The sequence below is a fragment of the Marinobacterium alkalitolerans genome, assembly GCF_017776525.1.
GTDB lineage: Bacteria > Pseudomonadota > Gammaproteobacteria > Pseudomonadales > Balneatricaceae > Marinobacterium > Marinobacterium alkalitolerans.
The window spans coordinates 1-26,590 of record NZ_JACVEW010000031.1; the positions used below are offsets into that span (position 1 = coordinate 1).

The window sequence follows — 26,590 nt, forward strand, 5'->3', positions numbered from 1 at the left end:
GTGTTTGGTCGCACTCTCATTTTACTCACTTGGATTCAGGCTTTCTCATTTGCTGCCATTTATGGGACAGCAGTGCCCGCAGGCGCCTTTTGGGATCTGCCTGTGGTCAGGCGTTGTCGATATCCTCGTGCTCAAGCCACATGGCGTTGATGATGCCGAATGCACAGGCCAGGAGCACGCCGAGAATCCACGCAAAATACCACATTGTTTCTGCTCCTTATCAGTAGGACGAATAATCGTTTTGTTGAATGTAATCCACCGAAATCTTCGACCAGAGGGCACGGTAGCACCACAGTGTGTAGCCGAGAATGATCGGTACGAAGATAAAGGCTGCAATGGCCATTACGTTCAGGGTCAGGTGGCTGGACGCCGCATCCCAGAGAGTCAGGCTGGAGTTCGGGCTCAGGCTTGATGGCATGACGAACGGGAACATGGAAACGCCCGCAGTCGCGATAATACCCGCCAGTGCCAGGGAGCTGAACAGGAAGGCCCAACCCGGTGCGTTACGACCTGCCAGCAGGAATACGCCGATCAGGCCGACAAAGCCGGTCACGGGAGCGAGCAGGGTTAGCGGGTAGGCGCTGTAGTTGGCCAGCCAGGCCCCTTCGGCAACGACCACTTCCTTGGCCAGCGGATTGGGCAGGGCGCCCAGCGCCGGTTGGCTAAGAATTTTGTAGCCATCAATCCCGAGGCTTAGCCAGATACCGGCGACAGCGAAGGCAACCAGCGTGACCAGTGCCAGCAATTGAGCGTATCCCTTGGCGCGACGCTCCACATCCCCATGGCTGCGCAGCTGAATCCAGACTGCGCCATGCATGGACAGCATGCCCAGACTGACAATACCGCACAGCAGGCCAAAGGGGTTCAGCAGGCCAAACAGGTTACCCTCGTAACTGGGGCGCATGAATTCGTCATGCTGGAAAGGGACCCCCAGCAGCAGGTTGCCAAAGGCAACGCCGAATACCAGTGAGGGGACGACACCACCGGCGATCAGCCCCCAGTCCCAGGCGCGCCGCCATTTGGGGTTGGTCAGCTTGGAGCGGTAATCAAACCCCACGGGGCGGAAAAAGAGGGCAAAGAGTACCAGCAGCATGGCCCAGTAAAAGCCGGAGAAGGCTGCGGCGTACACGGCCGGCCAGGCTGCGAAGAGTGCGCCACCTGCGGTGATGAACCAGACCTGGTTACCTTCCCAGTGAGGCCCCACCGTGTTGATGACCACGCGGCGTTCATCATCGGTTTTGCCGATCAGTGGCAGCAGTGCACAGGCCCCCATGTCGAAACCGTCGGTGATGGCGAAGCCGATCAGCAGTACACCAACCAGCACCCACCACAGCAATTTCAGCGTTTCATAATCGAACAACATCGTCAGTCTCCTCCCGCTCTCAGGCTTTTACGGCAGCGCCGGCAGAGGCGTCCTGCAGCTCATGGTGGTAACGACCGGTATGCAGGCTGCTGGGGCCCAGTCGCGCGAATTTCACCATCAGATAGATCTCCACGATGGCCAGCAGGGTGTAGAGCGCAATAAAGGCGATCAAGCTGCCGATCAGGTCGGCCTGGGTCAGCACGGAGGGGGCTACGTAGGTTGGCAGGATTTCACCAATGGCCCAGGGCTGACGACCAAACTCGGCCACGAACCAGCCCATTTCCGAGGCGATCCAGGGGGCCGGAATCGAGAACAGTGCCAGGCGCAGCAGCCAGGGCTTGTTGAATGAGGTGCGGCGCGCGGTGAAATAAAACGACAGTGCAAAGATCATCAGCATCCAGAAACCACAGGCCACCATGATGCGGAAAGCCCAGAACATGGGGGCAACGCTGGGAATGGTGTCGCGGGCTGCCATCTGGATCTGCTCTTCAGTCGCATCGACGACGGCGTCAGTATATTTCTTCAACAGCAGGCCAAAGCCCAGATCGACTTTCACGCGGTCAAACTCGGCATTGAGAGCGTCGGTCTCTTCACCGTTGCGCAGCCGCTGCAGCAGCTCATAGGCATAGATGCCGTTACGTATGCGGGCTTCGTGCTCCTTGATCAGGTCCTTGATGCCGGTGACCTGCTCATCCAGGGACCGGGTGGCGATGATGCCCATCACGTAGGGAATCTTGATCGCATAATCGGTCTCCATGGTTTCGTCGTTGGGTATCCCGAACAGGGTAAAGGCGGCCGGTGCCGGTTCGGTTTCCCACTCGGCTTCAATCACCGCCAGCTTGGTTTTCTGCACGTCGCCGATCTCGTAGCCTGATTCGTCACCCAGCAGAATCACGGACAGCGACGAGGCCAGACCAAATGCCGAGGCGATCGCGAAAGAGCGGCGAGCGAAGGGCAGGTCGCGCCCCTTGAGCAGGTAGTAGGCGCTGATGCCCAGCACGAACATGGCCGCGGTGGTGTACCCGGCGGAGACGGTATGGACGAACTTCACCTGAGCGACCGGGTTCAGAAACACGTCAGCGAAGCTGGTCATCTCCATGCGCATGGTTTCATAGCTGAACTCGGAGCCAACCGGGTTCTGCATCCAGCCATTGGCAACCAGAATCCAGAGGGCGGACATGTTGGATCCCAGAGCCACCAGCCAGGTGACCATCAAATGCTTGACCTTGCTCAGGCGCTCCCAGCCGAAGAAGAACAGGCCGACAAAGGTAGATTCCAGGAAGAATGCCATCAGGCCTTCAATTGCCAGTGGAGCACCGAAGATGTCACCGACATAGTGGGAGTAGTAGGCCCAGTTGGTGCCAAACTCGAACTCCATGGTCAAACCGGTCGTCACGCCGAGCGCAAAGTTGATGCCAAAGAGCTTGCCCCAGAACTGGGTCATATCCTTGTAGATCTGCTTGCCGGTCATCACATAGACAGACTCCATGATGGCCAGCATGAACGAAAGTCCCAGTGTGAGCGGGACAAACAGAAAGTGGTACATCGCCGTGATGGCAAACTGTAGCCGGGAAAGATCAACGATATCCTCAGTGATCATTACCAGTCTCCTGTAGGGTTAAGAGCACCTGCCGTGCAGGTCATGTCATTTGGATAGCATGATTTGTGCCATATATTTCATTACGTTTTATGAGTTTTATTTTTGGATATAAGCAAGCAGCCATGCAGCCTAGCGCAGTTTGAAGGAGGATTTTGAGGCACAACGGAGTGTTGCGGGAAGTGACAAAGTGACGCATGCTGTCATTTATGTCAGCCGCGGCTGTCAAAAATGACGCTAGTGCAGTGTGCAGAGGTCACAATGAACCGAGAAACCTTCGATCCGGCGATGATGCTGGACGCCATTCCGGAACCCGCCGCGATTCTCTCCCTTGAGTACGAGATTATTGCCACCAATGCCGCGTATCGGCGCTTGTATGCACCTGACGGCCTGCAGGCAGGCCAGACCTGCTACCATGTGTCCCATGGCTATTCCGTACCCTGCGACCAGGCCGGGGAGGCCTGCCCGCTCAAGGCCTGCCGTGAGACCGGTCAGCGCCAGCGTGTGTTGCATCTGCACAATACCCCTATGGGGGAGGAGCACGTGGATGTGGAAATGGCCCCATTGACCGATGGTGAGGGAGCGCTGGTGGGATACCTGGAAGTCATGCATCAGGTGAAAGAGGCACGCGCGCAGGCATCTGAAGAGGGAATGGTGGGGCGCTCGCCGGCCTTTTCGCACATGCTGTCGCTGGTGCATCGGGCCGCGCCAAGTGAAATCACGGTACTGCTTCTGGGGGAGTCCGGCACGGGTAAAGAACTGGTAGCACGGGCCCTGCATGATGGCAGCCCCAGAGCACGCAAGCCCTTTGTGACCGTGGAGTGCTCAGGGCTCAGTGAGGGGCTTTTCGAGAGTGAACTGTTCGGCCACGAAAGAGGGGCCTTTACGGGGGCGGTCAGTCGAAAACGCGGTTTGGTCGAAGCGGCACGGGGCGGAACCCTGTTTCTGGATGAAATTGGCGAAATTCCACTCAACCTGCAGGTCAAGCTGCTGCGTCTGATCGAGACGGGGACCTATCGACCGGTTGGCAGTGTTGAGCCGCAACATGCCGACTTCAGGCTGGTGTGTGCAACCCATCGAAACCTGAAGGAAATGGTCAGTGTCGGCCGGTTTCGGCAGGACCTTTTCTATCGTATCTCCGCCTTTCCGGTTCCGCTGCCGCCCCTTCGCGAGCGTGGAGAGGATATCCCGCTGCTGGTTGAAGCGCTGCTGAAGCGCCTGCCGGGCGGGCACAAGGTCCGTGTTGATCCCGCCGTGCTGGAGCGGCTGGCGCACTACGACTTTCCGGGCAATATTCGCGAATTGCGCAACATTCTGGAGCGGGGGCTGTTGCTGGCGGATGATGGTCAAATCACCCTGTCGCACCTGCCACCGGATATGCACAGGGAACCCTCCGACTCAGGCCGCTCCTCGCCTGAGGCATTGATGAGCACACTGCCGATCATGCCGCTGGAGCAGCTCGAAGCTGCCTATCTGGCCTGCGTCAGTCAGCGTTTCAAGGGAGACAACAAGGCGCTGGCTCGGCAGTTGGGGGTCAGCGAGCGGACTCTGTATCGCAAGCTCAAGCTGCTCGATAGCAAGTTAGACTAAAGTCTAATAATGTATATTCTAATATAATCTATCTTTATCTCATAAGAATAAAAAACACACCTGAGGGCTAGCCGCCCTCATCATGGGAGGCTGGCATGTCCAGAATTATCCGTCCCCAGACAACTGATGAACTGCTGAAGCGGCTCGCGCAAGAGTCGGAGGGGTTATCCGGTAACGATCGGCGTGATTTCCTCAGAAAGGGGGTCACGGCAGCGGCAGGCATAACCGCAGCAGCTTTTGCCGGCAGGAGCCTGGCAGAGGAGTCCGGTGGTTCAACTTCAAACCTGCCGCCCCACGAGCCCAGCTGGAGCCGGCAGTTGGGACACGGAGTTGTCGAACACCCCTACGGCAGTCCCTCAGCCTTTGAAAAGGACGTGGTCAGGCGCACCGTTCCCTGGCTGACGGCTGAATCCATTTCTTCCATCTCGATGACACCGCTGGCTGAGCTCAAGGGCATCATTACCCCGAACGGGCTGGTGTTCGAGCGCTATCATGCGGGTGTCCCCATCATTGATCCGGACCAGCATCGTCTGATTCTGCACGGGCTGGTTGAGCGGCCATTGATTTTTACCATGGATGACCTGATGCGCTATCCCTCGGTGTCGGAGATTCGCTTCCTCGAATGTCCCGCCAACGGGGGGATGGAGTGGAAGGGGGCTCAGATGGAGGCGCTGCAGTTTACCCACGGTATGCTGAGCTGCTGTGAGTGGACCGGGGTCCCGCTGAGAGTGCTGCTCGAAGATGCAGGCGTCAAACCGGAGGGGAAATGGATTCTGGCCGAAGGGGCGGATGGCGCTCACATGAGTCGCTCCATACCGATTGAAAAGGCGCTGGATGACACGCTGGTGGTATACGCACAGAACGGTGAGCGCCTGCGGCCCGAGCAGGGCTACCCGCTGCGACTGTTCAATCCGGGCTGGGAAGGCAATACCTCCATCAAGTGGTTGCGCCGGATTGAGGTGGGGGATCAACCCTGGTATCACCGTGAAGAAACCTCCAAATACACCGACCTGCTGGCAAATGGCAAGGCGCGCAAATTCAGCTTTGTGCAGGAGGCCAATTCCGTTATCACCAACCCCTGTCCGGAAAATCCGATTCGCCATTCAGGCTTTATCGAAATAGAAGGGCTGGCCTGGTCAGGGCGCGGTCGCATCAAACAGGTGGATGTGTCCTTTGATGGCGGCGTGAACTGGGTGCCGGCCAAGCTCAAGGGAATGGTGCTGCCCAAGGCGCTGACACGGTTCAGCCTTGAGGCCAAGTGGCATGGCCAGCCCTGGTTGTTGCAGGCGCGCGCCATCGACGAAACCGGCTACGTACAGCCGACGCTGAAGCAGTTGCGTGAAGCCAGGGGTACCAACTCCATCTATCACAAGAACTCTATTCATACCTGGAAAGTGGCGGCCAATGGGGAGGTGACCAATGTACAGATTACCTGAAGCCCTGTTGGCGATCGGCCTGGCCGGGGTGGCGTTGTCCGCAGTGGCCGAACAAACCCGCTATGACATCGGACGCACCGCTTCATCTGAAGAGATCGCCGGTTGGGATATTGATGTACGGCCGGACGGCAAGGGCCTGCCTCCCGGACAGGGCAGTGTGATGGATGGTGAGCGTTTGTATGAGGCGCGCTGTGCCAGCTGTCATGGCTCGTTCGGGGAAGGGGTTGGGCGCTGGCCGGTTCTGTCCGGTGGCTTTGACACCCTGACCTATGAGCGCCCCACCAAGACAGTGGGCTCCTACTGGCCCTATGCCAGCACCCTCTGGGACTATGTTCACCGTGCCATGCCGTTTACGGCACCGCGATCACTCTCGGTGGATGAAACCTATGCGGTGTCTGCCTATGTACTTTACCTCAACGATATCGTCGATGATGACTTCGTCCTGACACAGGACAATCTGGCCGATATCGAGATGCCAAACCGGGACGGCTTCTTTGAAGATAACCGCCCGGACTCACCCAACACCCGCTGCATGCAGGGCTGTGCAGACCCCGATGAGTTGCAGATGGTAGGGACCATTGGGGGCATCACGCCGGTTGGGCACTTCAAGCAGGGAGCGGACGCCCCCGCGGCGTCACACGAAGGGCAGAAGGCACTTGAAGAAGCCAAGGAGCGCGAGCGCCTGAAAGAGCTGGGTGTAGAAGTGGAAGAGCAGGAGGAGCGTGCGGACGACACACTGTCTGAAGCCGCACTGGCAGGCCGCGAAGTGTATCAGTCTGCCTGCATCGCCTGTCACGGTTCAGGTTTGGCCGGTGCGCCCAAGGTGGGTGACCGTGAGGCCTGGGCACCACGGCTGGAGAAGGGCATGGAAACGCTTGAGCGCCACGCACTGGAAGGCTTTACCGGTAGCAAGGGTGTCATGCCACCCAAGGGTGGGCGTGTTGATTTGCCGGACGAGCAGATTTTGCATGCTGTAGCTTTCATGACGGAAAAAAGTCAGTAAAATAGCTATATTACTTTTGGGCTTTAAAAAGAATAAAGTAAGAATAAATGAATATAAGGGTCTTCAGGGGCCCTGCCGGAGGAAAGTGTATGCGCAGATTGACCGCTCTGATATGCGTGGCGACGGCCGTCACAGCAGTCAGTGGGCCGGTAGCGGCAGCCTCTCAAGAAGAGATGATTGAGCTGGGGCGCGCCGTTTACCATGACAAAACCCGTGGCAATTGCATCTCCTGCCACAACATTAACGACCCGGTAGCCAACTTGCCCGGCAATCAGGGCCCCATGATGGTGGCCATGAAACAGCGCTATCCCGACAAGCGCAAGCTGCGTGCACAGGTGTGGGATGCCACGGTCGCAAACCCTCTCAGTATCATGCCGCCGATAGGCAAGCACTGGATCCTCTCGGAAGAGGAAATTGATGCGGTGGTGGAGTACATCTACCAGTACTAAGGCCCTTCGGGGGACAGGATGAGGAAAGAGTTATGAGTATGAATCGTCGAAGCGTAGTCAAAGCCGTCGCTGCCGGTGGCGCTCTGATGGGCCTGAGTGTGCTGATGCCGCGTGCGGCCATGGCTGCCTGGACAAAGGCGGCATTTGAAGCCAGCGAGCAAAGTGCGGCCATCAAGGCGTTGTATGGCGAAGACTCTGCAACCGAGAGTCCGGAAGTCATTCTGGATGCGCCGGATATTGCCGAAAACGGTGCCGTAGTACCGGTCAGTGTCAGCACGACCCTGCCCAATGTCGAGTCCATGAGTATTTTCATCGAGAACAACCCGTCACCGCTGGCGGTACAGTTCATGATTCCCGAAGGCACGGAGGCGGATGTCTCCACCCGTGTGCGCATGGGTAAAACCACCAATGTGACAGCCGTGGTCAAGGCTGATGGTGTACTCCATCGCGCCACCAAGGAAGTCAAAGTCACCATTGGTGGTTGTGGCGGCTAACAGCGACTGGATCTGAGGAGACTGACAATGAGTATCATGCGAGTAAAAGCCCGTGCCGGTGATGGACGTACAGACGTAAAAATGATGGCACGTCATGAAATGGAAACCGGTCAGCGCAAGGACAAGGCAGGCAATGTCATTCCGGCCAAGTTCCTGTCTGAAATCGAGGTCAAGCACGGTGGCAAGGTTGTCTTTGCCGCTAATCTGGGGCCTGCGGTGTCTAAAAACCCTTATTTCTCATTCAGCTTTGCAGGCGGTGCCTCTGGAGACACCCTTGAGTTGAGCTGGAAAGAGAATACCGGCAAGTCCGGCAGTGAAACGGCCGACATTCGCTGAAACCGTTACTGAGTGGTGTGTATGAAGACAATAAGAAACTGGCTGCTGGGCGCCGGGCTGGTGGCGGTGGCCCCTCTCGCGCTGGCCGCCGAGACAGGCTTTACCCTTGAAACCGTGGACCCTGAAGCAGACCGCCTGGCGCTTCAGGAGTTCTATCAGAAACGCTTCCCGGGAGTACCGGTCGAGGAGTACGTGAACGGCATCTACGCGGTAGATCCGCCCTCTCGTGAGCAGTGGGATGCCCTGATGGAATTCCCGCCGTATGAGTTCGACCTGGAAGAAGGCAAGGTGCTGTTTGAAACACCCTTTGCCAACGGCAAGACCTATGCCGACTGTTTTGAAAACGGTGGTATCGGCATTCGCCACAAGTACCCTTACTGGAACAAGGAAGAAGGCACCGTTAAGACCCTGGAACAGGAGATTAACGAATGTCGTGAGGCAAACGGCGAAGAGCCGCTGAGGTGGAAAAAAGGGGCTATCGCACAGATTTCCGCCTACATGGCCTGGACATCGAGGGGCAAAACCTTCGATATCGAGATCCCCGAGGACGATCCGCGAGCCCTTCAGGCCTACCTGGATGGAAAGCAGTTCTTCTATGCCAAACGCGGTCAGCTGAATCTTTCCTGTGCCAACTGTCACTTGCAGGGCTCTCGTGTCCTGATTCGTGCCGACCTGCCGGGCCCCATGCTGGGACAGCCCACGCATTTCCCGGTGTATCGCTCCAAGTGGGGTGAGATAGGAACACTGCACCGTCGCTACGAAGGCTGTCACCGTGACTCGCGCTCCGTACCACTGCCGCCGCAGTCTGAGGAGTTTCGTAAGCTGGAATACTTCCAGACCTACATGAGTAACGGACTGGTTGTGAACGGTCCGGGTGCACGGAAATAAAAGGGGAGCAGTATGAAGAAGTCGACTTTGACACTGCTGGCTGCCCTGACGCTGGCGTCAGGCGTGGCGCAGGCAGAGACGTTCCAGGAAGTGTTCAACAAGCACCGTGCCATGTACGGCAAGGGGCATGAGTTCACCTACGAAGGTAAAACCTACCAGACCTATCACCCCGAAGAAGTGGAGGCGATGGCAGAGCCCAGCCGTGACAATGCCGAAGCACTGGTTGCCAGTGCGGAGGCCAAGCGTCAGGACGCAGCTGCCGTGGGTTACGAATGGCGTTTTACCGGCCGCATTCTGAAGCAGGCTCAGGAAGCCCTGGCTGAAGAGCGTTATCAGGACGCCATGGACCTGGCTGCACAGGCCAAGTACCAGGCTCGGATGGCGATTCAGCAACAGGCCTACGCTGAAGAAAACTGGCACCTCGCAGTACCTGAATAATACTAATCAACTGCGGCTCTCAAACGCCCGTACCCGCTTCGGGTACGGGCGTTTTTTGTGCATACGGATGTGAGTTTCGGCACGCGCAGGGGCTCGCACACGCAGTGACCGGAGGAGTGGATCATGTCGATGACACGTCGGGAATTTGCCCGCATGATGGGGTTGGCGGGAATGGCAGGCATGCTGCCGTTGAAAGGTAATGCAGCAGGGCGGCAACCCTCTGACCTGTATGAAGTGCCGAGCTTTGGTAATGTGCGCCTGCTGCATATGACAGACTGTCACGCGCAGCTACTGCCGATTTATTTTCGTGAGCCCAATGTGAACCTTGGGATCGCCGGCGCCAGAGGCCAGGCGCCCCACTTGGTCGGGGACAAGCTGTTACAGCATTTCGGTATTCAGCCGGGCACGATCGAATCCCACGCCTTTACCTATCTGGACTTCAACGCGGCTGCCGAGCAATACGGCAAGGTGGGTGGCTTTGCTCACCTCAAAACGCTGGTAGACCGCCTGCGCGACAGCTTCGGGTCGGACAAGACACTGCTGCTTGATGGCGGCGATACCTGGCAGGGTTCAGGAACCTCCTACAAGACGCGCGGCATGGATATGGTGAAGGCCTGTAATTTGCTGGGCGTTGATATCATGACCGGCCACTGGGAGTTTACCTACAATCAGAATGAGATCCTGAGCAACATCCAGGCCTTTGACGGCGAGTTTCTGGCCCAGAACGTGTTCATCACCGAGGACGCGCTCTTCACCAGTGACACCGACTACCTGTTTGACGATTTTTCGGGGCGTGTTTTCAAGCCCTACAGCATTCGTGAACTGGGCGGGGTGCGTATCGCCGTGATTGGCCAGGCGTTTCCGCGCACCAAGATTGCCAACCCCTCGCGTTTCATTCCCGATTGGAGCTTCGACATTCACGACAGCTACCTGCAGGAGCTGGTGGATCAGGTCAGGAATGAAGAGAAAGTTGATGCAGTTGTGGTGCTGTCCCATAACGGCATGGATGTGGACCTGGCCATGGCCAGCCGCGTCTCTGGCGTGGATGTCATTCTGGGCGGTCACACCCATGATGGCATGCCTTCGCCCACGGTGGTGAAGAACAGTGGCGGGCAGACGCTGGTGTTCAACGCCGGCTCCAACGGCAAGTTCGTGGGCACGCTGGATCTGGATATTCGCAACGGACGTATTCAGGACTTCCGCTACCGCCTGATACCCGTATTCTCCGAGCTGCTGCCCGCTGATGCCGAAATGGCAGCACTGATTGATGACATACGAGCACCCTACCAAAGCTGGCTCAACGAGGAGCTGGCGGTTGCCAGCGAGTTGATGTTCCGGCGCGGTAACTTCAACGGCACCTTCGATCAGGTGATTTGCGATGCCCTCAGGGAGGTCGGGGACGCACAGATTTCACTGTCGCCGGGGTTCCGCTGGGGTACCAGTGTGCTTGAAGGGCAGATGATCAACATGGAGCGTGTGCTGGATCAGACCTGCCTGACCTATCCGGAAACCTACGTGCGCGAAATGAAGGGCTCTGAGCTCAAACTGATCATGGAGGATGTGGCCGATAACCTGTTCAACCCCGAGCCCTACCTGCAGTCGGGTGGCGATATGGTGCGCGTTGGCGGGTTTGACTATGTGTGTGAGCCCAATCGCGATATCGGTCAGCGCATCAGCGAAATGACCCTGGATAACGGTGAGCGCATTGAGGCTGATAAAACCTATAAGGTGACCGGCTGGGCAACGGTGGGGGCTCAGTCCGAAGGGCCGGCCATCTGGGACGTGGTGGCGGAATACCTGCGTGATCGCAAGGAAGCGCGCGTGGACAAGCTGAACACGCCTGTTCTCAAGGGTGTTAAGGGCAATTCCGGCTTGGCCGATTATGGCAACGACGTGATTGGTTGAACGGCATTCGCCTAATGCACGGGTTTCGATAGAATAGGGCGCAAGCTTTGTTCTATCGAGGTCCGCGCATGCGCAAGACACCCATTGCATTCACCCTGCTGGCCATTCTGCTGTCCGGCTGTAATGCCGCCCAGACGCAGCCCCAGTCTGCTGCCGGGCCTGCCGCTCAGGCACCCGGCGAAAACTCGGCTTCCGCCAGCAGTGACCAGCCGGCAGCGCGAGAGACATCTGCATCACAACCATCAGCCGGGTCGTCCTCTTCGGGAGCCGGAGCACTGCAGTCGGGCTTTGACCAGCTCAGCGGTCGCCTGACGCTTTTACAGGAGCAGGTCCTTCAGATTCGTAGTGCGAACCAGCAGTTGCTTGAGCAGAACCAGATGCTGATGAACCAGCTGGATGTGCTGACTCGCACCCAGCCGGCGGCAGACGCGGAAGGGGACCAGACCGGCACTGAGGATCAGGCCAGCATCGACCAGCTTGATGCCGCTATCGGTCAGCTCATGCAGATACTCAATCAGGCCGAGCTGCCCGTTGTGGATGCTCCCAGGTTCGGCTTGGCGACCACGTACACACAAAAGGGTGACTGGGTATTGCTGCGGTATGACCGCACCACCGGCGATACCTGGCGCGCCGAGTATGGTGATTGGCAACTGATAGAGGAAGAGATGGCGCCGGAGGCGTCCGCCTATGAGGTGCAAATAACCCGAGCTGATCGGAATACCGCGGGCTATGTCGCTGTCCGTATCGACTTGAATTCCGGGCGCAGCTGGTGGCTCAACGGCAAACGCTGGCAGGAGTACTGATGCAGGCTGATAACTACCAACCCCTGATTGAGCTGTTTAACCGGCTGTTTCTGCCAACCTACAACACGGTGCTGGTGGCGGGCGAGGACGAACCGATTTATCGGCCTGCAGATGAACACCACCCGCATCACCGGATCATTTTTGCACATGGTTTCTATGCCAGTGCCCTGCATGAGATCGCACACTGGTGCGTGGCCGGTCCCGAACGCCGGCTGTTGGAGGACTTCGGTTATTGGTACAAGCCCGATGGACGGACCGCGGAAGAACAGGCCGAATTTGAGCGTGTGGAAGTCAAACCCCAGGCGTATGAATGGATTTTCAATCAGGCCGCCGGTCGCCGCTTCCATTTCAGCGCCGACAACCTCAGTGGCGGAATCGGTGCCAGCGAAACCTTCAAGCGCAACGTGCAGGCCTGCGTGCTTGAGCTGCTTGAGCAAGGCCTCCCTCCCAGAGTAAGGATGCTGGTTGAAGCACTGAGAACAGAATACGGTACGCCTGAGTTGGTGCCTTCGCAGTTCACCCTGAGTGAGTCCGAGAGCGTGCCCGATTATGCGTGATCTAAAGGTCAGGGCAACAGCCTGGGCGCCGGTAGCCGTGCCGGAAAATTATGAGCTCGGCCCGGATGAAGCGCTGGTTGCGCTGCATGAGTGTACCTGTGAAGACTGGCACTATCAGCGGCTGGTGATCGAGCGCGATCAGGAGCCGTTCTGCTACCTCTATGCCGATGATGGCTCAAGCAGTTGGGTGCTGGGGGTCTTTGATACCACCGGTCAGGCCGAGTTCTTCCTTGCGCTGCATAATGCCAACCCCTTGTTTGTGCCGGCCTTGCTGCAGGAGTCCTCAGCACCGGCGGTGAAGCTGGAGCAGGAACAGTTGACCTACCCCGGTTATACAGGGCTGTATCGGGTGGGACTGAAATCGTATCGAGTAGAGGCGGTTGAAGGCCAGGCGGGCACTGTCAGTGCCGAATATGTCGATCGCTACCACGTGGAGTTGCTGGGGCAGGGCGGCGAAAAGGAAGTATGTCTGCTGGTTTACAGTCACTTTGATGGGCGCTTGCGTGGCTGCAAAATGTGCTAGGGGCGGGGTAGCGCCCGCCCCGGTCGAGACTTGCGTTACTGATTTATCTTCTGGCCATGAACATGGCCGTGACCCTGCTTCATCTGCATGCCCGCAGGCATAACCTGTTTAACCGGGACTTCCACCTCAAGGCTGTCGCCATCGTCAAAGGTCAGCTCCAGATCAATCATGCTGCCTTCCTTGAGCGGTTTCGGCAGTCCGATCAACATGATGTGCAGGCCGCCCGGTGCAAGCTCGGTGGTGCCCCCTGCCGGCAGTTCGATGGCATCAATGCGCCGCATGCGCATGACGCCCTGATCCTGGGTGTGGGTATGCAGTTCAACCACCTCAGCAGCCGGGCTGCTTGCTGCGACCAGCTTGAGTGGCTCGCCGGTGTTGTTCAGCTGCATGAAGGCGGCGCTGTTCATCTGCCCCGGTGCCGTCGCGCGTGCATAAGGTGATTGAACCTCGACCTCGGCTGCCATGACAGAGCTGGACATCAGCAGAGCAGAGATCAGAGCAGGGATTCCATGTTTCATGACGATGACTCCTGAGAATGAATGAGCGCCTTCAGGGCTGTAGTGAGTGTGGGAACGGAGGTGTTGTGCATCAGTGTCTCGACCAGCTCACCCTGCTGATCGACCAGGTAAAGCCTTGAGGAATGGTCGACGGCATAGCCCATGGCTGAGTCGTCCAGATCAACCTTGCGGTAAAAAGCGCCGTACTGTTTTACGACCTGATCAATGGCCTCGCGGCTGCCGGTAACGCCGATAATATTGGGCGAGAAGAAGGCGGTGTAGTCAGCCAGCTTCTCGGGCGTATCGCGTTCAGGGTCCACGCTGATAAATATTCCCTGTACCTGATTGCGTTCACTGTCGGACAACTGTTTCAGTGACTGGGTCAGCACTGCAAGGGCCGTAGGGCAGACATCCGGACAGGAGGCATACCCGATATAGAGCACGCGAACCTTCCCGGCCGAGTCTGACAGAGAGACCGGCCCCTGTGCGGATTGGAGGGTGAAGTCTCCACCCAGCTTCAGGCTGGTATTCAACGGGCCGGCCGGGTTGGGCTGAGGGCGCAGCAGGAACGCGGTTGCCAGCCCCAACAGCAGGCACGCAGTGAGAATAAGCAGAATCTTGAGTGTCTTCAGCTGTTGGCTCATTTGGCGTCAAACTCGAATTGATGTTGTATGGCGCGGTCATCCCGCAACAGGGCCAGAGTCAGCCTCCAACGCATGGTCCCAGTGGTGCATACGGCCAATTCGCTGCTGCCTTGCCAGCGATTCTCTCCAGCCACGGGTGCCAGCGAAAAGCGGTTTTGTCCCATGTACATCTCCGCCCCCTGAAGGTCCGCTGTAATCCTGTCCACTGAGCTGTCATCAGTCCTGACCTCCAATATGAAGGGTTGCAGGGACTGTATGGGTCGCGGGGTAATCGAAACCAGAATATCACCTGCCTCACAGGTCCCCTGCTGCAGGTCGCACGCATGCTGCTGTGCCCCCTGGCCCACGCGTAAGGTCTGCTGTGCCAGGAGTGCGGCGGCCACTACGGAAACAGTCAAGCCTGCCAAACCGGCCCATTTGAGCAGGGTGCGCGGTGAGTGCTGCTGGGTGTCTTTGTTCATGTAAGCCCAAGAATAAGTTGGTCATATCGGGAATAGAAGTGACAGATTGTCGCACCCCCTTGGGGGGTGGTCGAGAATTCTGGCAACCCTGAAGTTTATTCGTTATCTTGGTGGCAAAATTAAAACCTCCGCATCAGAGATCAGATCCAATGAAAGAAGAGCGCACGGAAGGGGCACAGGTCGACACCCTGCCATCTAGCCGTCACTTGCTACAACTGGCCGATAATCTGGATGAGCTTGTTATTATCCTGCGACTGGATGGCACCTGTGCCTGGTGTAACACCTCCTTTGCCCGCCTGTTGGGTGAACCGCGCGAAGCCTTGTTAGGGAAAGCATACCCGGTTGCGGAGCTGCGAGAGCTTATGGTGACAGGCCCCCGTGAGGCAGTTGAATCCTGGGTGCGGCTGCCGGATGGGCGCAGCCGTCTGATCCGCTTCCGAGCCGACATGGGGCTGGATGATGAAGGGTGTGTTGAATCTCTGCTCGCCACAGGGCGGGATCTGACGCCATTTTTCCGTCTGCAGCATCCATTGCAGGTCGATTCACACGAGGGGTTGCTGTCTGCGTCAGACCCTCAGGTACAGGCCCGTATCGAACATGCACTGCACCGTGCGCACCGAGCACAGGAATATGTCGGCTTTATGGCCATACAGCTCAGCGGCGCTGCCTCGGCCCTGCGTGAAGTGCAGCAGTCAGCCATGCTCAACCGGCTGATTGATACCCTGCGTCAGCGCATTCGGTTGGGGGATACACTGGCTCGTCTGGACTCGGGTGCCTACCTGTTGGTGCTGGAGCAGATCGACTGCCCTGAGGCGATCGCCACTGTGATCGACAAGTTTTCCTCCCTGCTGGAGGACGAAACCCCGGCGGATATTGGCGGCTTTTCCATTAATGCGGGTGTCTCCATCAGTCCGGATGACGGGCTGACAGCTCCTGAGCTGATTGACCGCGCTCAGCAGGCGATGCAGCGCGCATTGATGAATGATCAGAAGGTAAACTATTTCTGATGGCAGGCTCCGCTTGAGTGAAGCGGATGTGGTCATGTTGCCCTGCCGGAGCGGGCCGGCAGGGCGAATAGGCTTATCTGAAGATCAGAGCCCCAGTTTTTCCGCCACGTAATCGGCATCCTTGTCACCGCGGCCTGACAGGTTGATCAGTATGCTCTGATCAGCGGACAGGGTGGGAGCGGTGCGAATTGCCCAGGCAACTGCGTGCGAGCTTTCCAGGGCCGGAATAATCCCTTCCACCCGTGACAGGGTCATAAAGGCATCCAGACACTCCTGGTCGCTGGCGCTTTCATACTGCACACGGCCGATATCTTTCAGGTAGCTGTGCTGGGGGCCAACACCCGGGTAGTCCAGCCCCGAAGCGATTGAGTGAACCGGCATCGGCGTGCCATCTTCCAGCTCCAGTACGTAGCACTTCATGCCGTGTATTTCGCCGGGCTTGCCCAGTGTCATGGTGGCCGAGTGCTTGTCGGTATCCAGGCCGTAACCGGCCGGTTCGACACCCACCAGATTGACGTTCTCATCATCCAGGAAGGCGGTGAACATGCCGATGGCGTTTGAGCCCCCACCTACGCAGGCAGTGACGTAGTCCGGCAGCTTGCCTTCGCGCTGCTGGAACTGCTCGCGGGCTTCACGTCCGATGATGCTCTGGAAATCGCGCACCATTTTGGGGAAGGGGTGCGGGCCAACCACGGAGCCGATGGCGTAGATGAAGTTTTTCGGATCTTTCAGGTATTCCTCGAATGCACTGTCGACGGCATCTTTCAGGGTAGCTGTACCGCGTGTAACCGGCACCAGCTTGCAGCCCAGAATTTTCATTTTGACGACGTTCGGGTGCTCTTTTTCGATGTCCACCTGGCCCATGTGAATTTCACAGGGGATGCCGACCAGGGCACAGGCGGTCGCCAAGGCAACACCGTGCTGGCCTGCGCCGGTTTCGGCGATGACCTTGGTTTTACCCATGTACTTGGCCAGCAGCGCTTCGCCCAGGCAGTGATTGATCTTGTGTGCACCGGTGTGATTCAGGTCTTCACGCTTGAGGAACAGGCGGGCACCGCCCAGTTTTTCGCTCAGGCGACGTGCATAGAACACAGGGCTGGGGCGGCCAACGTAGTCGGCAAACAGGTCGGCCAGCTCCTGCTGAAACTCCGGCATCAGACGAATTTCTTCATAGGCCTGGTCGATTTCATCCATCACCTGCTTCAGCTCAGGCGGGATAAGCTGGCCGCCATACTCACCGAAGTAGCCATTGGGATCGGGCATCTGTGCAAAATCGAACTTACTCATACTATCTCCAGGCTTGAGGCTCGCGTATCCGTGGCGGCGCATGGGCAGCCCTGCGTCCAACACACATAAAATAGGGGGAATTGACTATAAAACGCAGATCGCGAGGTGCCAAGCCCGAATCGGGAGAAACTCAACTGAAGTCGAAGCCCAGTTGCTCTTCACGGACCTGTTGGCGGCGGAAGCCTCGCTGACGTTGCTGGCGGCCAATGTCGCGCAGACGCTCAAGGGCTTCGGTATAGGAATTGACCAGGGTGTGCCGGCAGTCACCGGAGTCATCCGGGCTTCCCCAGCACTCGGCAACCACCCAGTCACCGACAAGATCGCGATAGATCCTGACGACGAGGAAATCCTGATTTTTTTGCCAGCGCACAACCAAGGAAGCGTTACCGTTCAATGACCCGGAGGGAGTATGTCTTTATAATGGAGGCGCGTGATTGAGCCTGAAACAACGGCATTTGTAAAGCCCTGATACCGAATAAAGGACCTCCTTTGAGTGATTCGCCGCTGACGATCGTTGCTGATGAAAATATACCCGCCCTTGAGCCCTTGTTCGGGGCGTTTGGCAGGCTGCGAACCTGTGCCGGAAGAACACTGTCTCCCGAGCAGGTGAGAGATGCCGACGTGCTTTTGGTGCGTTCGGTCACGGCCGTCAACCAGCAGTTGCTGGCAGGCAGTCGTGTGCGCTTTGTCGGTACGGCCACCATTGGCACCGACCATGTGGATCAGTCCTGGCTGGCAGAGCAGGGGATCGGTTTCAGCAGCGCGCCGGGCTGCAATGCGGACTCAGTCGTCGACTATGTGCTGGCGGCACTGTTCAACCTTCTGGCCGAGTCCGGGGACAACCTGCGCCAGAAAACCCTGGGCATTGTGGGGGTGGGCAATGTAGGAGGGCGCCTGCAGCAACGGCTTGAGGCTCTGGGTGTATCTCTGCTCCTGTGTGATCCACCGCGTCAGCACCAGGAGGCAGATACAACGGCATTTGTCTCCCTGAATGAGCTGCTGCAGCAGGCCGATATCATCTGCCTGCATACGCCACTGACCACGACGGGGCGCTGGCCCACCCGCCATCTGTTGCATGCGGATAACCTGAAACTGATCAAACCGGATGCCATACTGCTGAATGCGGGTCGTGGACCGGTAGTGGATAACAAAGCCCTGCTGGCGCTTTCAAAGCAGCGCCCGGACCTGAAACTGGTTCTGGATGTGTGGGAACACGAGCCGGAGGTCAGTGTGGCGCTGGCTGAGCACTGCCGTATCGCGACGCCCCACATTGCCGGGTATGCGCTGGATGGCAAAATTCGCGGAACCTGGATGCTTTATCGTGCTCTGTGTCAGCATCTGGGGCGTTCGCCAGAGATCGCACTGGACAGCGTGCTGCCGCAGGCACCGGTCACCTCCATGACGCTCTCACCGGGCTGCTCGCTGCTGGAACCTGTGCGGACCGTGTATGACATCTACCGCGATGATCGGGCATTCAGGCAGATGCTGGCACGGGGAGCAGACGGCATACCGAAGGGTTTCGACCAGCTGCGTCGTTACTACCCTGAACGGCGCGAGTTCGCCACCCTGGCGCTGAACGGTCAGGTCACGCCGGATATGGCTGCAACGCTGGCCGCTACAGGCTTTAATTGTCACTGGAGGCAGTATGACTGATATGGCGAAGGTGCTGGCCGGCGAAATAGGCTCTCTTGCCGAGTTGTCCCCCTCGGTGGGGGAAGCGCTGCGGCTGGAAGTACGGGCACCTCACCAGAAGTTGTCGGTCAAGCTGCTGGGCTACCGGGATCCGTTCAGTATTATGGTCTCCGCCCCCAGAACGACTGCGGGTGGAGCCTTGATCCATGAGGGTACCCGCATGACTGCTCGGCTGATGTCGGGCAATTATCTGTGCACCTTTGAAACACGGCTGCTGCATGTGCAGGCGCGTCCCTATCCTCACTGGCATTTGGAGTACCCCGCACGGATAGATTGTCGCCGTGTTCGCAAGGAGACACGCACACCGATCAATCTCAGCGTGAGGGTCGAGCCGGAGGAGGCTGGCCTGGGCGCGGGGGATCAGTCCTGCTCGGCCATCTGTCGGGATATCAGCTTGCACGGTGCCTGTCTGGAAGCCTCACGCATTCTGGCGCAGCCGAATGAGCAGGTCTTTGTTACTGTCCGTGTCAGCGTTGCCGGGATGGATCACCTGTTGCTGCTGCCGGCCTGTATCCGCAATGTTCAGCAGCAGGAAACCGGTCCCATTCCCGTTATCAGCCATGGCGTTGAGTTTGTTGAGCTTGAAGAGGACGCGCGGCTCATACTTGCCGGGTTCGTGTATGAGCAGCAGTTGATGTCCAGCGGATTGATTCAACCGAACTGATAAGGAGATGGAATGAGCTTTCGATTGGGGCTGATCATTAACCCCTGGGCCGGGCTGGGCGGCAGTGTGGCCCTCAAGGGCAGTGACGGAGCCGATGTGGCGGCTCAGGCGCTGGCGCTTGGGGCTGAGCCGCGTGCCGAGGCCAGAACGGCGATTGCCCTTGAGCCCCTGCAAGGCCTTGATCTGGAAGTGTCGACCTGGGGCGGTGCCATGGGTGAAAACCTGGCGCGCTCGATGGGCTTCGCGACCCGGGTGCTGGGGGAGGCGCAGACCGATCCCAGTACGGCAGAGGATACCCGGTCAGCGGCCCTGGCTTTGCGCGAAGCGGGCGTTGATCTGATCCTGTTTGCCGGCGGCGATGGCACCGCACGCAACATCTGTGAGGCGGTCGAAGACAGTATTCCCGTGCTGGGTGTGCCTGCGGGCGTGAAGATTCATTCCGGCGTTTATGCGGTGACGCCTTCAGCTGCCGGTGAGCTGCTGTCAATGCTGGTACGCGGTGAACTGGTCTCGCTGGGCTCCGAAGAAGTGCGAGACCTGGATGAAGAGGCGTACCGAACCGGACGTGTCAGAGCGCGTTTCTTCGGCGAAATGTGCGTGCCGGCCGAGCATCGCTTTCTGCAGCACGTCAAAAATGCCAGCAACCGGGAAGAGGAAGCGCTGGTGCTGGACGAAATCGCAGCCGGTTTTGTCGAGCAGATGGACCCGGATATCTATTACCTGATGGGTTCGGGGTCAACGGTGGCCGCGATCATGGAGGAGCTGGGGCTTGAAAACAGCTTGCTGGGCGTGGACGTGGTGCATGACGGTGAGCTGGTGGCGCAGGACTGTACTGCAGCAGAGCTGCTGGCCCTGACGGAAGAGCGTCCGGTGAAAATCGTCATCACCCTGATTGGCGGGCAGGGCCATATCATCGGCCGTGGCAACCAGCAGCTGAGCCCGGAGCTTTTGCGCCGTATTGGGCGGGATAACCTCTACCTGGTGGCAACGCGTACCAAGCTGAAAGCGCTGGAAGGGCGTCCGTTGATTGTGGACTCGGGGGATCCGGAGCTGGATCGTGCATTCAGTGGGCTGATACCTGTTAACACAGGCTATCGTGACGCCGTTCTCTACCGTATCGGCCTGTCGGACGCCTGATTGCAAAAAAAGCCCCGGGAATCCCCGGGGCTTCTTGTTTAGCGCTGCTTGAGCGCCGCGATGCGGTCATCCAGCGGCGGGTGGCTGGCAAACAACGCCATCAATCCCTGTTTCCAATGACTGTTGATACCGAACGCGGTCATCTGCGCCGGCATCTGATCCGGAATGCCGGATTCCGCTTTCAAGCGCTGCAGTGCGCCGATCATGCCATGAGGGCTGGCCAGGCTGGCACCGGCCTCATCGGCCCGGAACTCGCGGCGGCGTGAGAACCAGGCCACGATGGTTGAAGCGATGATGCCGAAAATGATTTCAAACACGAAGGTCGTGATGTAAAAGCCGATGCCTACACCGCCCTGTCCCTCTTCGTCACGGCGCAAGAAGGAATCAACGGCATAGCCCACAATACGGGCGAAGAACATCACGAAGGTGTTTACCACGCCCTGAATCAGCGCCAGTGTCACCATGTCGCCATTGGCAACATGGCCGATCTCGTGCGCCAGTACGGCGCGAATCTCTTCCGGTCGGAAGCGCTGCATCAGTCCGGCACTGACCGCGACCAGCGCGTCGTTGCGATTCCATCCGGTCGCAAACGCATTTGCCTGCTGTGCCGGGAAAACACCCACCTGTGGCATCTTGATACCGGCCTGCCGGGACAGCTCGGCAACGGTTTCAAGCAGCCAGCGTTCTTCCTCAGAGCGGGGCTGCTCAATCAGTTGGGTGCCGGTCGACATCTTGGCCATGGTTTTGGACATCAACAGCGAGATGATGGAGCCGGCAAAACCGAAGACGGCACAGAAGATCAGCAGGGATGTGAGGTTGAGCCCAGTGCCGCTGAGATAGTGCTCAACGCCGAGCAGGCTAAGGGTCACGCTGGCAACCAGCACAACCGCCAGGTTAGTGGCAAGAAAGAGGATGATTCGCATCATGGTGGTTCATCGTTCCTGAGTTAAAGTTTGATGATTAGATATGGGCGTTTGGCGAAAGTTTCAATCCGCGTGGCTGTGAGTTTTGTGACTGGGTATACTGCCTGCTTTTTATGAAAGGAACGAGCATGCAGGCCGTAATCGACTGGGCAGAAAAGCAGCTTGAGGCAGCCGCTGGCGATGCGCGCAGGCTGTTTCACGGTCGCGGCAGCTGTTTTCCCGGCTACGAATGGCTGGTGGTCGACTGGCTGCCGCCGGTGGTGGTGATTCGAGCTTATCACCCCGAAACGCCGGCGGCGGTTGAGCCGTTACTGGAATGGCTGCGCGCCCGACCCGAAGTTGAAGCCGTTGTCTGGCAGCCGCGCAGCCGTCAGGACAGCTTTGGTCTGCAACTGCTCTGGGGCCAGTTGCCTGAAAAGCATGCCGTGACAGAAGCCGGCCTGCGTTATGGTGTTGATGCCATGGCAAAGCAGAACGCGGGCCTGTTTCTGGATATGCGCCCGGGTCGTGCCTGGGTGAGAGAGCATGCCGAAGGCAGGCGCGTGCTAAACCTTTTTGCCTACACCTGCGCCTTTTCGATTGCGGCCATGGCAGGTGGCGCGCGGTCGGTCGTCAATGTGGACATGAGTTCAAAGTCGCTGACCCGTGGCCGTGACAATCATCGCCTCAATGACCAGGACGTTTCCGCGGTACGTTTTCTGGCGGTCAATTTGCTACGCTCCTGGGGCAAGTTGAGAAAAATGGGGCCCTATGATCTGGTTGTGGTTGACCCTCCCAGCTTTCAACCGGGCAGTTTTGTGGCGGAAAAGGATTATGCGCGGGTATTGAAACGGTTGCCCGAGTTGACCACGGCCGGCGGATATGTCCTCCTGTGTCATAATGATCCGGCGGCGAGCGAGGCGTTTATCGAGTCACAGGTGCAGGCTCTGTTGCCGGAATTTGCCCTGAAGCAGCGTCTGTCGGCTGGTGAAGATTTTCCTGATAAGGACCCTTCGGGGGCGCTTAAGTTATTCGTATATCAGCGGCAGGAGTAAGTCGTCTTGATCTGCATTGACCTTGAAGCCAGCGGTTTGGCCAAAGAGTCCTATCCGATCGAAATTGCCTGGAAGTGTTCCGAAACGGGACAGTTCGACACCTTTCTGATCGACCCAGCTTCAGTGCCTGAGTGGGAGCACTGGGATGAGTTTGCAGAAGAGGTCCACTGTATTCCGCCGGAGATGCTTGAGAAAGACGGCATCCGTGTTGAGGATGCGTGCAAGCGCTTGAATGATGCCCTGGCGGGTCGGCAGGTGATCAGTGATGCCTATGAGTATGACAGCTTCTGGCTGCAGCGGCTGTTTGATGCTGCCGGAATGCGGCAGACATTTCAGTTGGTCGGTCTGGATACGGTACTGACGGCTGAGGAGCGCATCCAGTACCAGTTGATTGCCCGTTCCCAGTTCCGGCGCCACCGTGCGCTCAGGGATGTTGAGCACTTGCTGGAGGCGCTGGAATCCGCCAAATGGCAGGCCGAACAGTCGGGGTAAAAAGTGTAATCAGAGATTGCCGACCTGTTGCTCGATCAGCTCGCGCAACTCCTGATAGGCGTCCACGTTCTCGGGACCGAAGTACAGCTTGTAGTACTGGCGCTCAACCAGGCGCCCCTTGTTGCCGTTGATGGTTTCCTTATAGGTGGCGTACAGATAGCTCATCTGCAGGTGGATAACGCGGGTCTGTAACGGCAGCTCGAGCTCATGTCCTTCCAGGTCAAAGCGGGTTTTGCGTTCCTTGATGGTGTAAAACGAAACCTCGGCAACCTGATTCAGATTGAGCAGGAAATTGGACGTGACCGGCACAAGGCGGCGCTTTTCAAGGCCGTTGTGCTCCATTTGAATACCGCTGTTTTTCTTGATCTTAATGAACATGTCGACTCTCTGGCAGTGTAATAACTGAAAGAGAGTATAGTTCGATCCTGTGAAATTTTGCTGACAGCACCTCCGCAAGGTGCTGCCAGTCGGGCTTACTGCTCGTAGGTGCGCAGGAAGTTTGCAATGCGCTCAACCGCATCGCTCAGCAGCTCTTTGGATGGCAGGAAAACCAGCCGGAAGTGCTGGGTATCCGGGTAGTTGAAGCCACTGCCTTGCACGACCAATACCTTTTGCTGCTGCAGCAGGTCCAGCGCAAACTTCTCGTCATTGCGAATCGGGTAGCGGGCCGGGTCCAGTTTCGGGAACAGGTACATGGCCCCCTTTGGCTTAACGCAGGATACGCCGGGAATATCGTTCAGCATCTCCCAGGCCAGAGTGCGCTGTTCATACAGGCGGCCGCCCGGAACAATCAGTTCGTTGATGCTCTGGTAACCACCGAGTGCGGTCTGGATCGCGTGCTGTGAGGGCACGTTGGCACAGAGGCGCATGCTGGAAAGCATCTCAAAGCCTTCAATCAGGTCGCGTGCCTTGTGCTTGGGCCCGCTGATGATCATCCAGCCCGAGCGGAACCCGGCGGCACGATAGGTCTTTGACAGGCCGTTAAAGGTGATGCACAGCACGTCGTCCGCCAACGCAGCCATTGAAGTGTGCTCGGCACCGTCGTAGAGAATCTTGTCGTAGATCTCATCGGCGAACACGATCAGCTTGTGCTCGCGGGCCAGTTCAAGAATCTCCTCGAGCAGAGATTCGGGGTAGAGGGCGCCCGTCGGGTTGTTGGGGTTGATTACCACGATGCCGCGGGTTTTGGGCGTGATCTTGCTGCGGATGTCGTCGATGTCCGGGAACCAGTCCTGTTGCTCATCGCACACATAGTGGACCGGGTTGCCGCCAGCCAGGCTTACGGCAGCGGTCCAGAGCGGATAGTCCGGCGCCGGAATCAGCATCTCGTCGTTGTCGTTGAGCAGGCCCTGCATGGCCATCACGATCAACTCGGAAACACCGTTCCCGATATAGATGTCTTCGATACCCACGTTGGGAATGTTCTTGCGCTGACACTCCTGCATGACCGCTTTACGGGCTGAAAACAGGCCTTTGGAGTCGCAGTAGCCCTGAGAGGCGGGCAGGTTGAGAATAACGTCCTGAACAATCTCTTCAGGGGCTTCAAACCCCCAGGGGGCCGGGTTGCCGATATTCAGTTTCAGAATACGGTGGCCTTCCTCTTCCAGTCGCTTGGCTTCCTGAAGAACGGGGCCGCGAATGTCGTAACAGACATTGATCAGCTTGTTCGATTTACGAATGACAGACATGTTCTCGTTCCTGAGCTCCAGGCGCGTCGAGCGGGCGTATCATGGGGCCGGGCGGCACTCTGGACAGCAAAATTCAAAGTGCCCAATCATACGCGCATGGCAAATGGCGTACAATGCGTCCCATGCCGTCATCATCCGAATGATCAACCTGACAACAGGAGAGTGCTTTGAAAAGCTGGTCAGCACTGTGCGAGCAGGCACTGAGTTTTCATCCTGACATGAGTCTGGAACACATGATGGGGCCGCCGCCGTTGCCTTCGGATCAATTGCTGGCGCTGAGTGACGCTCAGGTGTTTTCCGTTATGACGCGGCGCATTTTCAGAGCCGGTCTCAAGCATTCCCTCGTTGACGCCAAGTGGCCTGTATTTGAAAGTGTGTTTTATGGCTTTAACCCTGAGGCTGTTCAAGAGATGAGTGACGAGCAGCTGGAAGGATTGATGCATGATGAACGCATCATTCGCCACTTCGGCAAGATCAAGGCGACGCGTGAAAATGCGTTGATGATGGTCGACCTTGCGCAGGAATATGGCAGTGTGGCGAAGATGATTGCCCACTGGCCTGTCACGGACATCGTGTCGCTTTGGAATCTGCTGAAAAAGCGGGGCAAGCAGCTGGGTGGCAATTCGGTGCCCTACTTTTTGCGCATGCTGGGCAAGGATACTTTCATGCTGACCGATGATGTGGTCGTAGCGCTCAAGGCACTGGGTATCGTGGACAAGAAACCAACCGCGCAACGGGATTTGAAGCAGGTGCAGGCGGCCTTCAACGAGTGGCATCAGGAATCGGGCCGTGCCATGTGCCAGATCAGCCGGGTGTTGGCACACAGCATCGGTCAGGGCCACGTTTAGGCCGGCGTAAGGCGAAGCAGCAGGGCGCTGAGCGAATCCTCGATCTTCTCTTCAGGTGGTTTGCCCGGGCGCTCCAGCCATATGCTGCCGTCCTGATTGTCGAGGCTCAAGAAGTAGTCCGTATCAGGCTCAAGCGTGGCAAAGAACAAAGTCAGCGGGCGCTTTTGCTTTCGTTTGCTCAGGGCGTGCCCGATCAGGTTGCCTCTCAGGCGCTCCATATCGGCCTCATTCCAGGCAAACAGCAGTGAAAAGGTGCGCCCATCATCAAGGCGGCAGAGCAGGGGATCGGACCAGTAGCGGCAAAAATAGGCGCTGATATCAGGATGCAGTGATGTTTCAAGGGCATCGTCGAGGCGCTCGAACATGTCACTGCCTGCTGTATTCAGTACCGGACGCCAGCTGACTTCCTGGCCTGGGCTGGCTTCATGGCGATAGCAGGGGCTAGGCCATTCGGGGTCGTAGGGAGTGGATGGATACCCGGTATGCTCCCAATGGTCTTCAAACGAACGGATCAGCCGGTCGAGTGCAGAATGAGTGTCGAGACTGGTCATGGTGTGTCCTGTCTTTTTTGATTCGAGCCTGCGATTGCAGGGGGGCGTCTGCAAGCCATTGTACTTGCTTGATTAATCTTTGTACGGCCCTGTAATAAAACGAAATTTTTTTGAAATAAGTGATTGACAACCCCTCAGAACTCCTTAAAATGCGCACCTCATTCACGGGGTGATTGCCCAGTTGCAGTGCCCGGTTGAATGCAGTTGGAGCGGTAGTTCAGTTGGTTAGAATACCTGCCTGTCACGCAGGGGGTCGCGGGTTCGAGTCCCGTCCGTTCCGCCA

Annotated in this window: 31 protein-coding genes and 1 tRNA gene; 20 read left to right on the forward strand and 12 right to left on the reverse strand. The window is 57.8% G+C overall.

Annotated features, from left to right (window positions below):
• Positions 1-106 precede the first annotated feature (106 nt).
• Genes cydX through H9C73_RS14810 form a run of 3 tightly spaced genes read right to left on the reverse strand, consistent with a single transcriptional unit; the run spans position 107 to position 2,963 of the window.
• Positions 107-205 carry a cytochrome bd-I oxidase subunit CydX gene (gene cydX / locus H9C73_RS14800; protein WP_209288682.1) on the reverse strand — a complete coding sequence of 33 codons (99 nt, stop codon included), beginning with the start codon at positions 203-205 and terminating at the stop codon, positions 107-109.
• A 15-nt stretch (positions 206-220) separates the two neighbouring features.
• Positions 221-1,363, reverse strand: a complete 1,143-nt coding sequence (gene cydB / locus H9C73_RS14805) for a cytochrome d ubiquinol oxidase subunit II (RefSeq protein WP_328797990.1) — start codon at positions 1,361-1,363, stop codon at positions 221-223.
• Positions 1,364-1,382: 19 nt separating this feature from the next.
• Positions 1,383-2,963 (reverse strand): cytochrome ubiquinol oxidase subunit I, encoded by a 1,581-nt coding sequence (locus H9C73_RS14810; RefSeq protein ID WP_209288683.1) that lies wholly within the window; start codon positions 2,961-2,963, stop codon positions 1,383-1,385.
• Positions 2,964-3,221: 258 nt separating this feature from the next.
• Between H9C73_RS14810 and H9C73_RS14815 the strand changes: the two genes are divergently transcribed.
• From H9C73_RS14815 to H9C73_RS14870, 12 genes are all read left to right on the forward strand, one after another.
• On the forward strand, positions 3,222-4,550 hold the full coding sequence (locus H9C73_RS14815) for a sigma-54 interaction domain-containing protein (protein ID WP_236014317.1): 1,329 nt from the start codon (positions 3,222-3,224) through the stop codon (positions 4,548-4,550).
• Positions 4,551-4,645: 95 nt separating this feature from the next.
• Positions 4,646-5,986: a sulfite dehydrogenase gene (gene soxC / locus H9C73_RS14820; RefSeq protein ID WP_209288684.1), complete on the forward strand. Its 1,341-nt coding sequence runs from the start codon at positions 4,646-4,648 to the stop codon at positions 5,984-5,986.
• Positions 5,970-6,989 carry a c-type cytochrome gene (locus tag H9C73_RS14825; protein WP_209288685.1) on the forward strand — a complete coding sequence of 340 codons (1,020 nt, stop codon included), beginning with the start codon at positions 5,970-5,972 and terminating at the stop codon, positions 6,987-6,989. The genes soxC and H9C73_RS14825 overlap by 17 nt, the downstream gene beginning before the upstream one ends.
• Positions 6,990-7,078: 89 nt before the next feature.
• Entirely contained in the window at positions 7,079-7,438 is a 360-nt protein-coding gene (gene soxX, locus H9C73_RS14830) for a sulfur oxidation c-type cytochrome SoxX (protein ID WP_209288686.1), read from the forward strand.
• A 32-nt stretch (positions 7,439-7,470) separates the two neighbouring features.
• Positions 7,471-7,932, forward strand: coding sequence for a thiosulfate oxidation carrier protein SoxY (gene soxY, locus H9C73_RS14835; protein WP_209288687.1), 462 nt, complete (start codon positions 7,471-7,473; stop codon positions 7,930-7,932).
• A gap of 27 nt (positions 7,933-7,959) precedes the next feature.
• Positions 7,960-8,268 (forward strand): thiosulfate oxidation carrier complex protein SoxZ, encoded by a 309-nt coding sequence (soxZ, locus tag H9C73_RS14840; protein ID WP_209288688.1) that lies wholly within the window; start codon positions 7,960-7,962, stop codon positions 8,266-8,268.
• 21 nt (positions 8,269-8,289) lie between these two features.
• Positions 8,290-9,156, forward strand: a complete 867-nt coding sequence (gene soxA / locus H9C73_RS14845; protein WP_209288689.1) for a sulfur oxidation c-type cytochrome SoxA — start codon at positions 8,290-8,292, stop codon at positions 9,154-9,156.
• Between the two features lie 12 nt (positions 9,157-9,168).
• Complete coding sequence (locus H9C73_RS14850; protein WP_209288690.1) at positions 9,169-9,594, forward strand: hypothetical protein; 426 nt, start codon at positions 9,169-9,171, stop codon at positions 9,592-9,594.
• Between the two features lie 123 nt (positions 9,595-9,717).
• Positions 9,718-11,499: a thiosulfohydrolase SoxB gene (soxB, locus tag H9C73_RS14855; protein ID WP_209288691.1), complete on the forward strand. Its 1,782-nt coding sequence runs from the start codon at positions 9,718-9,720 to the stop codon at positions 11,497-11,499.
• 68 nt (positions 11,500-11,567) lie between these two features.
• Positions 11,568-12,302, forward strand: coding sequence for a hypothetical protein (locus H9C73_RS14860; protein ID WP_209288692.1), 735 nt, complete (start codon positions 11,568-11,570; stop codon positions 12,300-12,302).
• Positions 12,302-12,859, forward strand: a complete 558-nt coding sequence (locus H9C73_RS14865; RefSeq protein WP_209288693.1) for an elongation factor P hydroxylase — start codon at positions 12,302-12,304, stop codon at positions 12,857-12,859. Before H9C73_RS14860 ends, H9C73_RS14865 begins: the two co-directional genes overlap by 1 nt.
• Positions 12,852-13,382, forward strand: a complete 531-nt coding sequence (locus H9C73_RS14870; protein ID WP_209288694.1) for a hypothetical protein — start codon at positions 12,852-12,854, stop codon at positions 13,380-13,382. Before H9C73_RS14865 ends, H9C73_RS14870 begins: the two co-directional genes overlap by 8 nt.
• A gap of 35 nt (positions 13,383-13,417) precedes the next feature.
• Here the strand turns inward: H9C73_RS14870 and H9C73_RS14875 are convergent, their stop codons facing one another.
• The 3 genes from H9C73_RS14875 to H9C73_RS14885 are packed head-to-tail and all read right to left on the reverse strand — an operon-like array spanning position 13,418 to position 14,984.
• Positions 13,418-13,900, reverse strand: coding sequence for a copper chaperone PCu(A)C (locus tag H9C73_RS14875; protein ID WP_209288695.1), 483 nt, complete (start codon positions 13,898-13,900; stop codon positions 13,418-13,420).
• A complete protein-coding gene (locus tag H9C73_RS14880) occupies positions 13,897-14,523 on the reverse strand; it encodes an SCO family protein (RefSeq protein WP_209288696.1) in 627 nt (208 codons plus the stop codon). Before H9C73_RS14880 ends, H9C73_RS14875 begins: the two co-directional genes overlap by 4 nt.
• Positions 14,520-14,984: a hypothetical protein gene (locus H9C73_RS14885; protein ID WP_209288697.1), complete on the reverse strand. Its 465-nt coding sequence runs from the start codon at positions 14,982-14,984 to the stop codon at positions 14,520-14,522. Before H9C73_RS14885 ends, H9C73_RS14880 begins: the two co-directional genes overlap by 4 nt.
• A gap of 149 nt (positions 14,985-15,133) precedes the next feature.
• Here H9C73_RS14885 and H9C73_RS14890 point away from each other — a divergent pair, with 149 nt between their 5' ends.
• A complete protein-coding gene (locus H9C73_RS14890; protein ID WP_209288698.1) occupies positions 15,134-15,991 on the forward strand; it encodes a diguanylate cyclase domain-containing protein in 858 nt (285 codons plus the stop codon).
• A gap of 84 nt (positions 15,992-16,075) precedes the next feature.
• On the opposite strand, the gene trpB is transcribed toward H9C73_RS14890, so the two are convergent.
• Together trpB and H9C73_RS14900 are read right to left on the reverse strand one after the other, a co-directional pair.
• Positions 16,076-17,278: a tryptophan synthase subunit beta gene (gene trpB / locus H9C73_RS14895; RefSeq protein ID WP_209288699.1), complete on the reverse strand. Its 1,203-nt coding sequence runs from the start codon at positions 17,276-17,278 to the stop codon at positions 16,076-16,078.
• A gap of 130 nt (positions 17,279-17,408) precedes the next feature.
• Positions 17,409-17,648 (reverse strand): hypothetical protein, encoded by a 240-nt coding sequence (locus H9C73_RS14900; protein ID WP_328797991.1) that lies wholly within the window; start codon positions 17,646-17,648, stop codon positions 17,409-17,411.
• Between the two features lie 119 nt (positions 17,649-17,767).
• Between H9C73_RS14900 and pdxB the strand changes: the two genes are divergently transcribed.
• The 3 genes from pdxB to H9C73_RS14915 are packed head-to-tail and all read left to right on the forward strand — an operon-like array spanning position 17,768 to position 20,771.
• A complete protein-coding gene (pdxB, locus tag H9C73_RS14905; RefSeq protein WP_209288701.1) occupies positions 17,768-18,931 on the forward strand; it encodes a 4-phosphoerythronate dehydrogenase PdxB in 1,164 nt (387 codons plus the stop codon).
• Positions 18,924-19,634: a flagellar brake protein gene (locus tag H9C73_RS14910; protein WP_236014318.1), complete on the forward strand. Its 711-nt coding sequence runs from the start codon at positions 18,924-18,926 to the stop codon at positions 19,632-19,634. The genes pdxB and H9C73_RS14910 overlap by 8 nt, the downstream gene beginning before the upstream one ends.
• 12 nt (positions 19,635-19,646) lie before the next feature.
• Positions 19,647-20,771, forward strand: coding sequence for an ATP-NAD kinase family protein (locus tag H9C73_RS14915; protein ID WP_209288702.1), 1,125 nt, complete (start codon positions 19,647-19,649; stop codon positions 20,769-20,771).
• A 38-nt stretch (positions 20,772-20,809) separates the two neighbouring features.
• Here H9C73_RS14915 and htpX read toward each other — a convergent pair whose 3' ends face one another.
• A complete protein-coding gene (htpX, locus tag H9C73_RS14920; protein ID WP_209288703.1) occupies positions 20,810-21,697 on the reverse strand; it encodes a protease HtpX in 888 nt (295 codons plus the stop codon).
• Between the two features lie 125 nt (positions 21,698-21,822).
• Between htpX and H9C73_RS14925 the strand changes: the two genes are divergently transcribed.
• Positions 21,823-22,728, forward strand: coding sequence for a class I SAM-dependent methyltransferase (locus H9C73_RS14925; protein ID WP_209288704.1), 906 nt, complete (start codon positions 21,823-21,825; stop codon positions 22,726-22,728).
• 6 nt (positions 22,729-22,734) lie between these two features.
• Complete coding sequence (locus H9C73_RS14930; protein WP_209288705.1) at positions 22,735-23,220, forward strand: 3'-5' exonuclease; 486 nt, start codon at positions 22,735-22,737, stop codon at positions 23,218-23,220.
• 9 nt (positions 23,221-23,229) lie between these two features.
• Here H9C73_RS14930 and H9C73_RS14935 read toward each other — a convergent pair whose 3' ends face one another.
• Together H9C73_RS14935 and H9C73_RS14940 are read right to left on the reverse strand one after the other, a co-directional pair.
• Entirely contained in the window at positions 23,230-23,598 is a 369-nt protein-coding gene (locus tag H9C73_RS14935) for a hypothetical protein (protein WP_209288706.1), read from the reverse strand.
• A 95-nt stretch (positions 23,599-23,693) separates the two neighbouring features.
• A complete protein-coding gene (locus H9C73_RS14940) occupies positions 23,694-24,908 on the reverse strand; it encodes a pyridoxal phosphate-dependent aminotransferase (RefSeq protein ID WP_209288707.1) in 1,215 nt (404 codons plus the stop codon).
• Positions 24,909-25,075: 167 nt separating this feature from the next.
• Here H9C73_RS14940 and H9C73_RS14945 point away from each other — a divergent pair, with 167 nt between their 5' ends.
• The gene (locus H9C73_RS14945) at positions 25,076-25,756 is read left to right on the forward strand and encodes a DNA-3-methyladenine glycosylase I (protein WP_236014319.1); all 681 of its coding nucleotides are present in this window, start codon (positions 25,076-25,078) and stop codon (positions 25,754-25,756) included.
• Here the strand turns inward: H9C73_RS14945 and H9C73_RS14950 are convergent.
• Positions 25,753-26,307 (reverse strand): SecY-interacting protein Syd, encoded by a 555-nt coding sequence (locus tag H9C73_RS14950; protein WP_209288708.1) that lies wholly within the window; start codon positions 26,305-26,307, stop codon positions 25,753-25,755. The genes H9C73_RS14945 and H9C73_RS14950 overlap by 4 nt on opposite strands.
• Before the next feature lie 206 nt (positions 26,308-26,513).
• On the opposite strand from H9C73_RS14950, the gene H9C73_RS14955 reads away from it, so the two are divergent.
• Positions 26,514-26,590 (forward strand) — tRNA-Asp (locus H9C73_RS14955).

Coding starts and splice junctions, on each gene's coding strand:
- cydX (WP_209288682.1), bottom strand. CDS start 205: ATGTGGTATTTTGCGTGGATTCTCGGCGTGCTCCTGGCCTGTGCATTC.
- cydB (WP_328797990.1), bottom strand. CDS start 1,363: ATGTTGTTCGATTATGAAACGCTGAAATTGCTGTGGTGGGTGCTGGTT.
- H9C73_RS14810 (WP_209288683.1), bottom strand. CDS start 2,963: ATGATCACTGAGGATATCGTTGATCTTTCCCGGCTACAGTTTGCCATC.
- H9C73_RS14815 (WP_236014317.1), top strand. CDS start 3,222: ATGAACCGAGAAACCTTCGATCCGGCGATGATGCTGGACGCCATTCCG.
- soxC (WP_209288684.1), top strand. CDS start 4,646: ATGTCCAGAATTATCCGTCCCCAGACAACTGATGAACTGCTGAAGCGG.
- H9C73_RS14825 (WP_209288685.1), top strand. CDS start 5,970: ATGTACAGATTACCTGAAGCCCTGTTGGCGATCGGCCTGGCCGGGGTG.
- soxX (WP_209288686.1), top strand. CDS start 7,079: ATGCGCAGATTGACCGCTCTGATATGCGTGGCGACGGCCGTCACAGCA.
- soxY (WP_209288687.1), top strand. CDS start 7,471: ATGAGTATGAATCGTCGAAGCGTAGTCAAAGCCGTCGCTGCCGGTGGC.
- soxZ (WP_209288688.1), top strand. CDS start 7,960: ATGAGTATCATGCGAGTAAAAGCCCGTGCCGGTGATGGACGTACAGAC.
- soxA (WP_209288689.1), top strand. CDS start 8,290: ATGAAGACAATAAGAAACTGGCTGCTGGGCGCCGGGCTGGTGGCGGTG.
- H9C73_RS14850 (WP_209288690.1), top strand. CDS start 9,169: ATGAAGAAGTCGACTTTGACACTGCTGGCTGCCCTGACGCTGGCGTCA.
- soxB (WP_209288691.1), top strand. CDS start 9,718: ATGTCGATGACACGTCGGGAATTTGCCCGCATGATGGGGTTGGCGGGA.
- H9C73_RS14860 (WP_209288692.1), top strand. CDS start 11,568: ATGCGCAAGACACCCATTGCATTCACCCTGCTGGCCATTCTGCTGTCC.
- H9C73_RS14865 (WP_209288693.1), top strand. CDS start 12,302: ATGCAGGCTGATAACTACCAACCCCTGATTGAGCTGTTTAACCGGCTG.
- H9C73_RS14870 (WP_209288694.1), top strand. CDS start 12,852: ATGCGTGATCTAAAGGTCAGGGCAACAGCCTGGGCGCCGGTAGCCGTG.
- H9C73_RS14875 (WP_209288695.1), bottom strand. CDS start 13,900: ATGAAACATGGAATCCCTGCTCTGATCTCTGCTCTGCTGATGTCCAGC.
- H9C73_RS14880 (WP_209288696.1), bottom strand. CDS start 14,523: ATGAGCCAACAGCTGAAGACACTCAAGATTCTGCTTATTCTCACTGCG.
- H9C73_RS14885 (WP_209288697.1), bottom strand. CDS start 14,984: ATGAACAAAGACACCCAGCAGCACTCACCGCGCACCCTGCTCAAATGG.
- H9C73_RS14890 (WP_209288698.1), top strand. CDS start 15,134: ATGAAAGAAGAGCGCACGGAAGGGGCACAGGTCGACACCCTGCCATCT.
- trpB (WP_209288699.1), bottom strand. CDS start 17,278: ATGAGTAAGTTCGATTTTGCACAGATGCCCGATCCCAATGGCTACTTC.
- H9C73_RS14910 (WP_236014318.1), top strand. CDS start 18,924: ATGACTGATATGGCGAAGGTGCTGGCCGGCGAAATAGGCTCTCTTGCC.
- H9C73_RS14915 (WP_209288702.1), top strand. CDS start 19,647: ATGAGCTTTCGATTGGGGCTGATCATTAACCCCTGGGCCGGGCTGGGC.
- htpX (WP_209288703.1), bottom strand. CDS start 21,697: ATGATGCGAATCATCCTCTTTCTTGCCACTAACCTGGCGGTTGTGCTG.
- H9C73_RS14925 (WP_209288704.1), top strand. CDS start 21,823: ATGCAGGCCGTAATCGACTGGGCAGAAAAGCAGCTTGAGGCAGCCGCT.
- H9C73_RS14935 (WP_209288706.1), bottom strand. CDS start 23,598: ATGTTCATTAAGATCAAGAAAAACAGCGGTATTCAAATGGAGCACAAC.
- H9C73_RS14940 (WP_209288707.1), bottom strand. CDS start 24,908: ATGTCTGTCATTCGTAAATCGAACAAGCTGATCAATGTCTGTTACGAC.
- H9C73_RS14950 (WP_209288708.1), bottom strand. CDS start 26,307: ATGACCAGTCTCGACACTCATTCTGCACTCGACCGGCTGATCCGTTCG.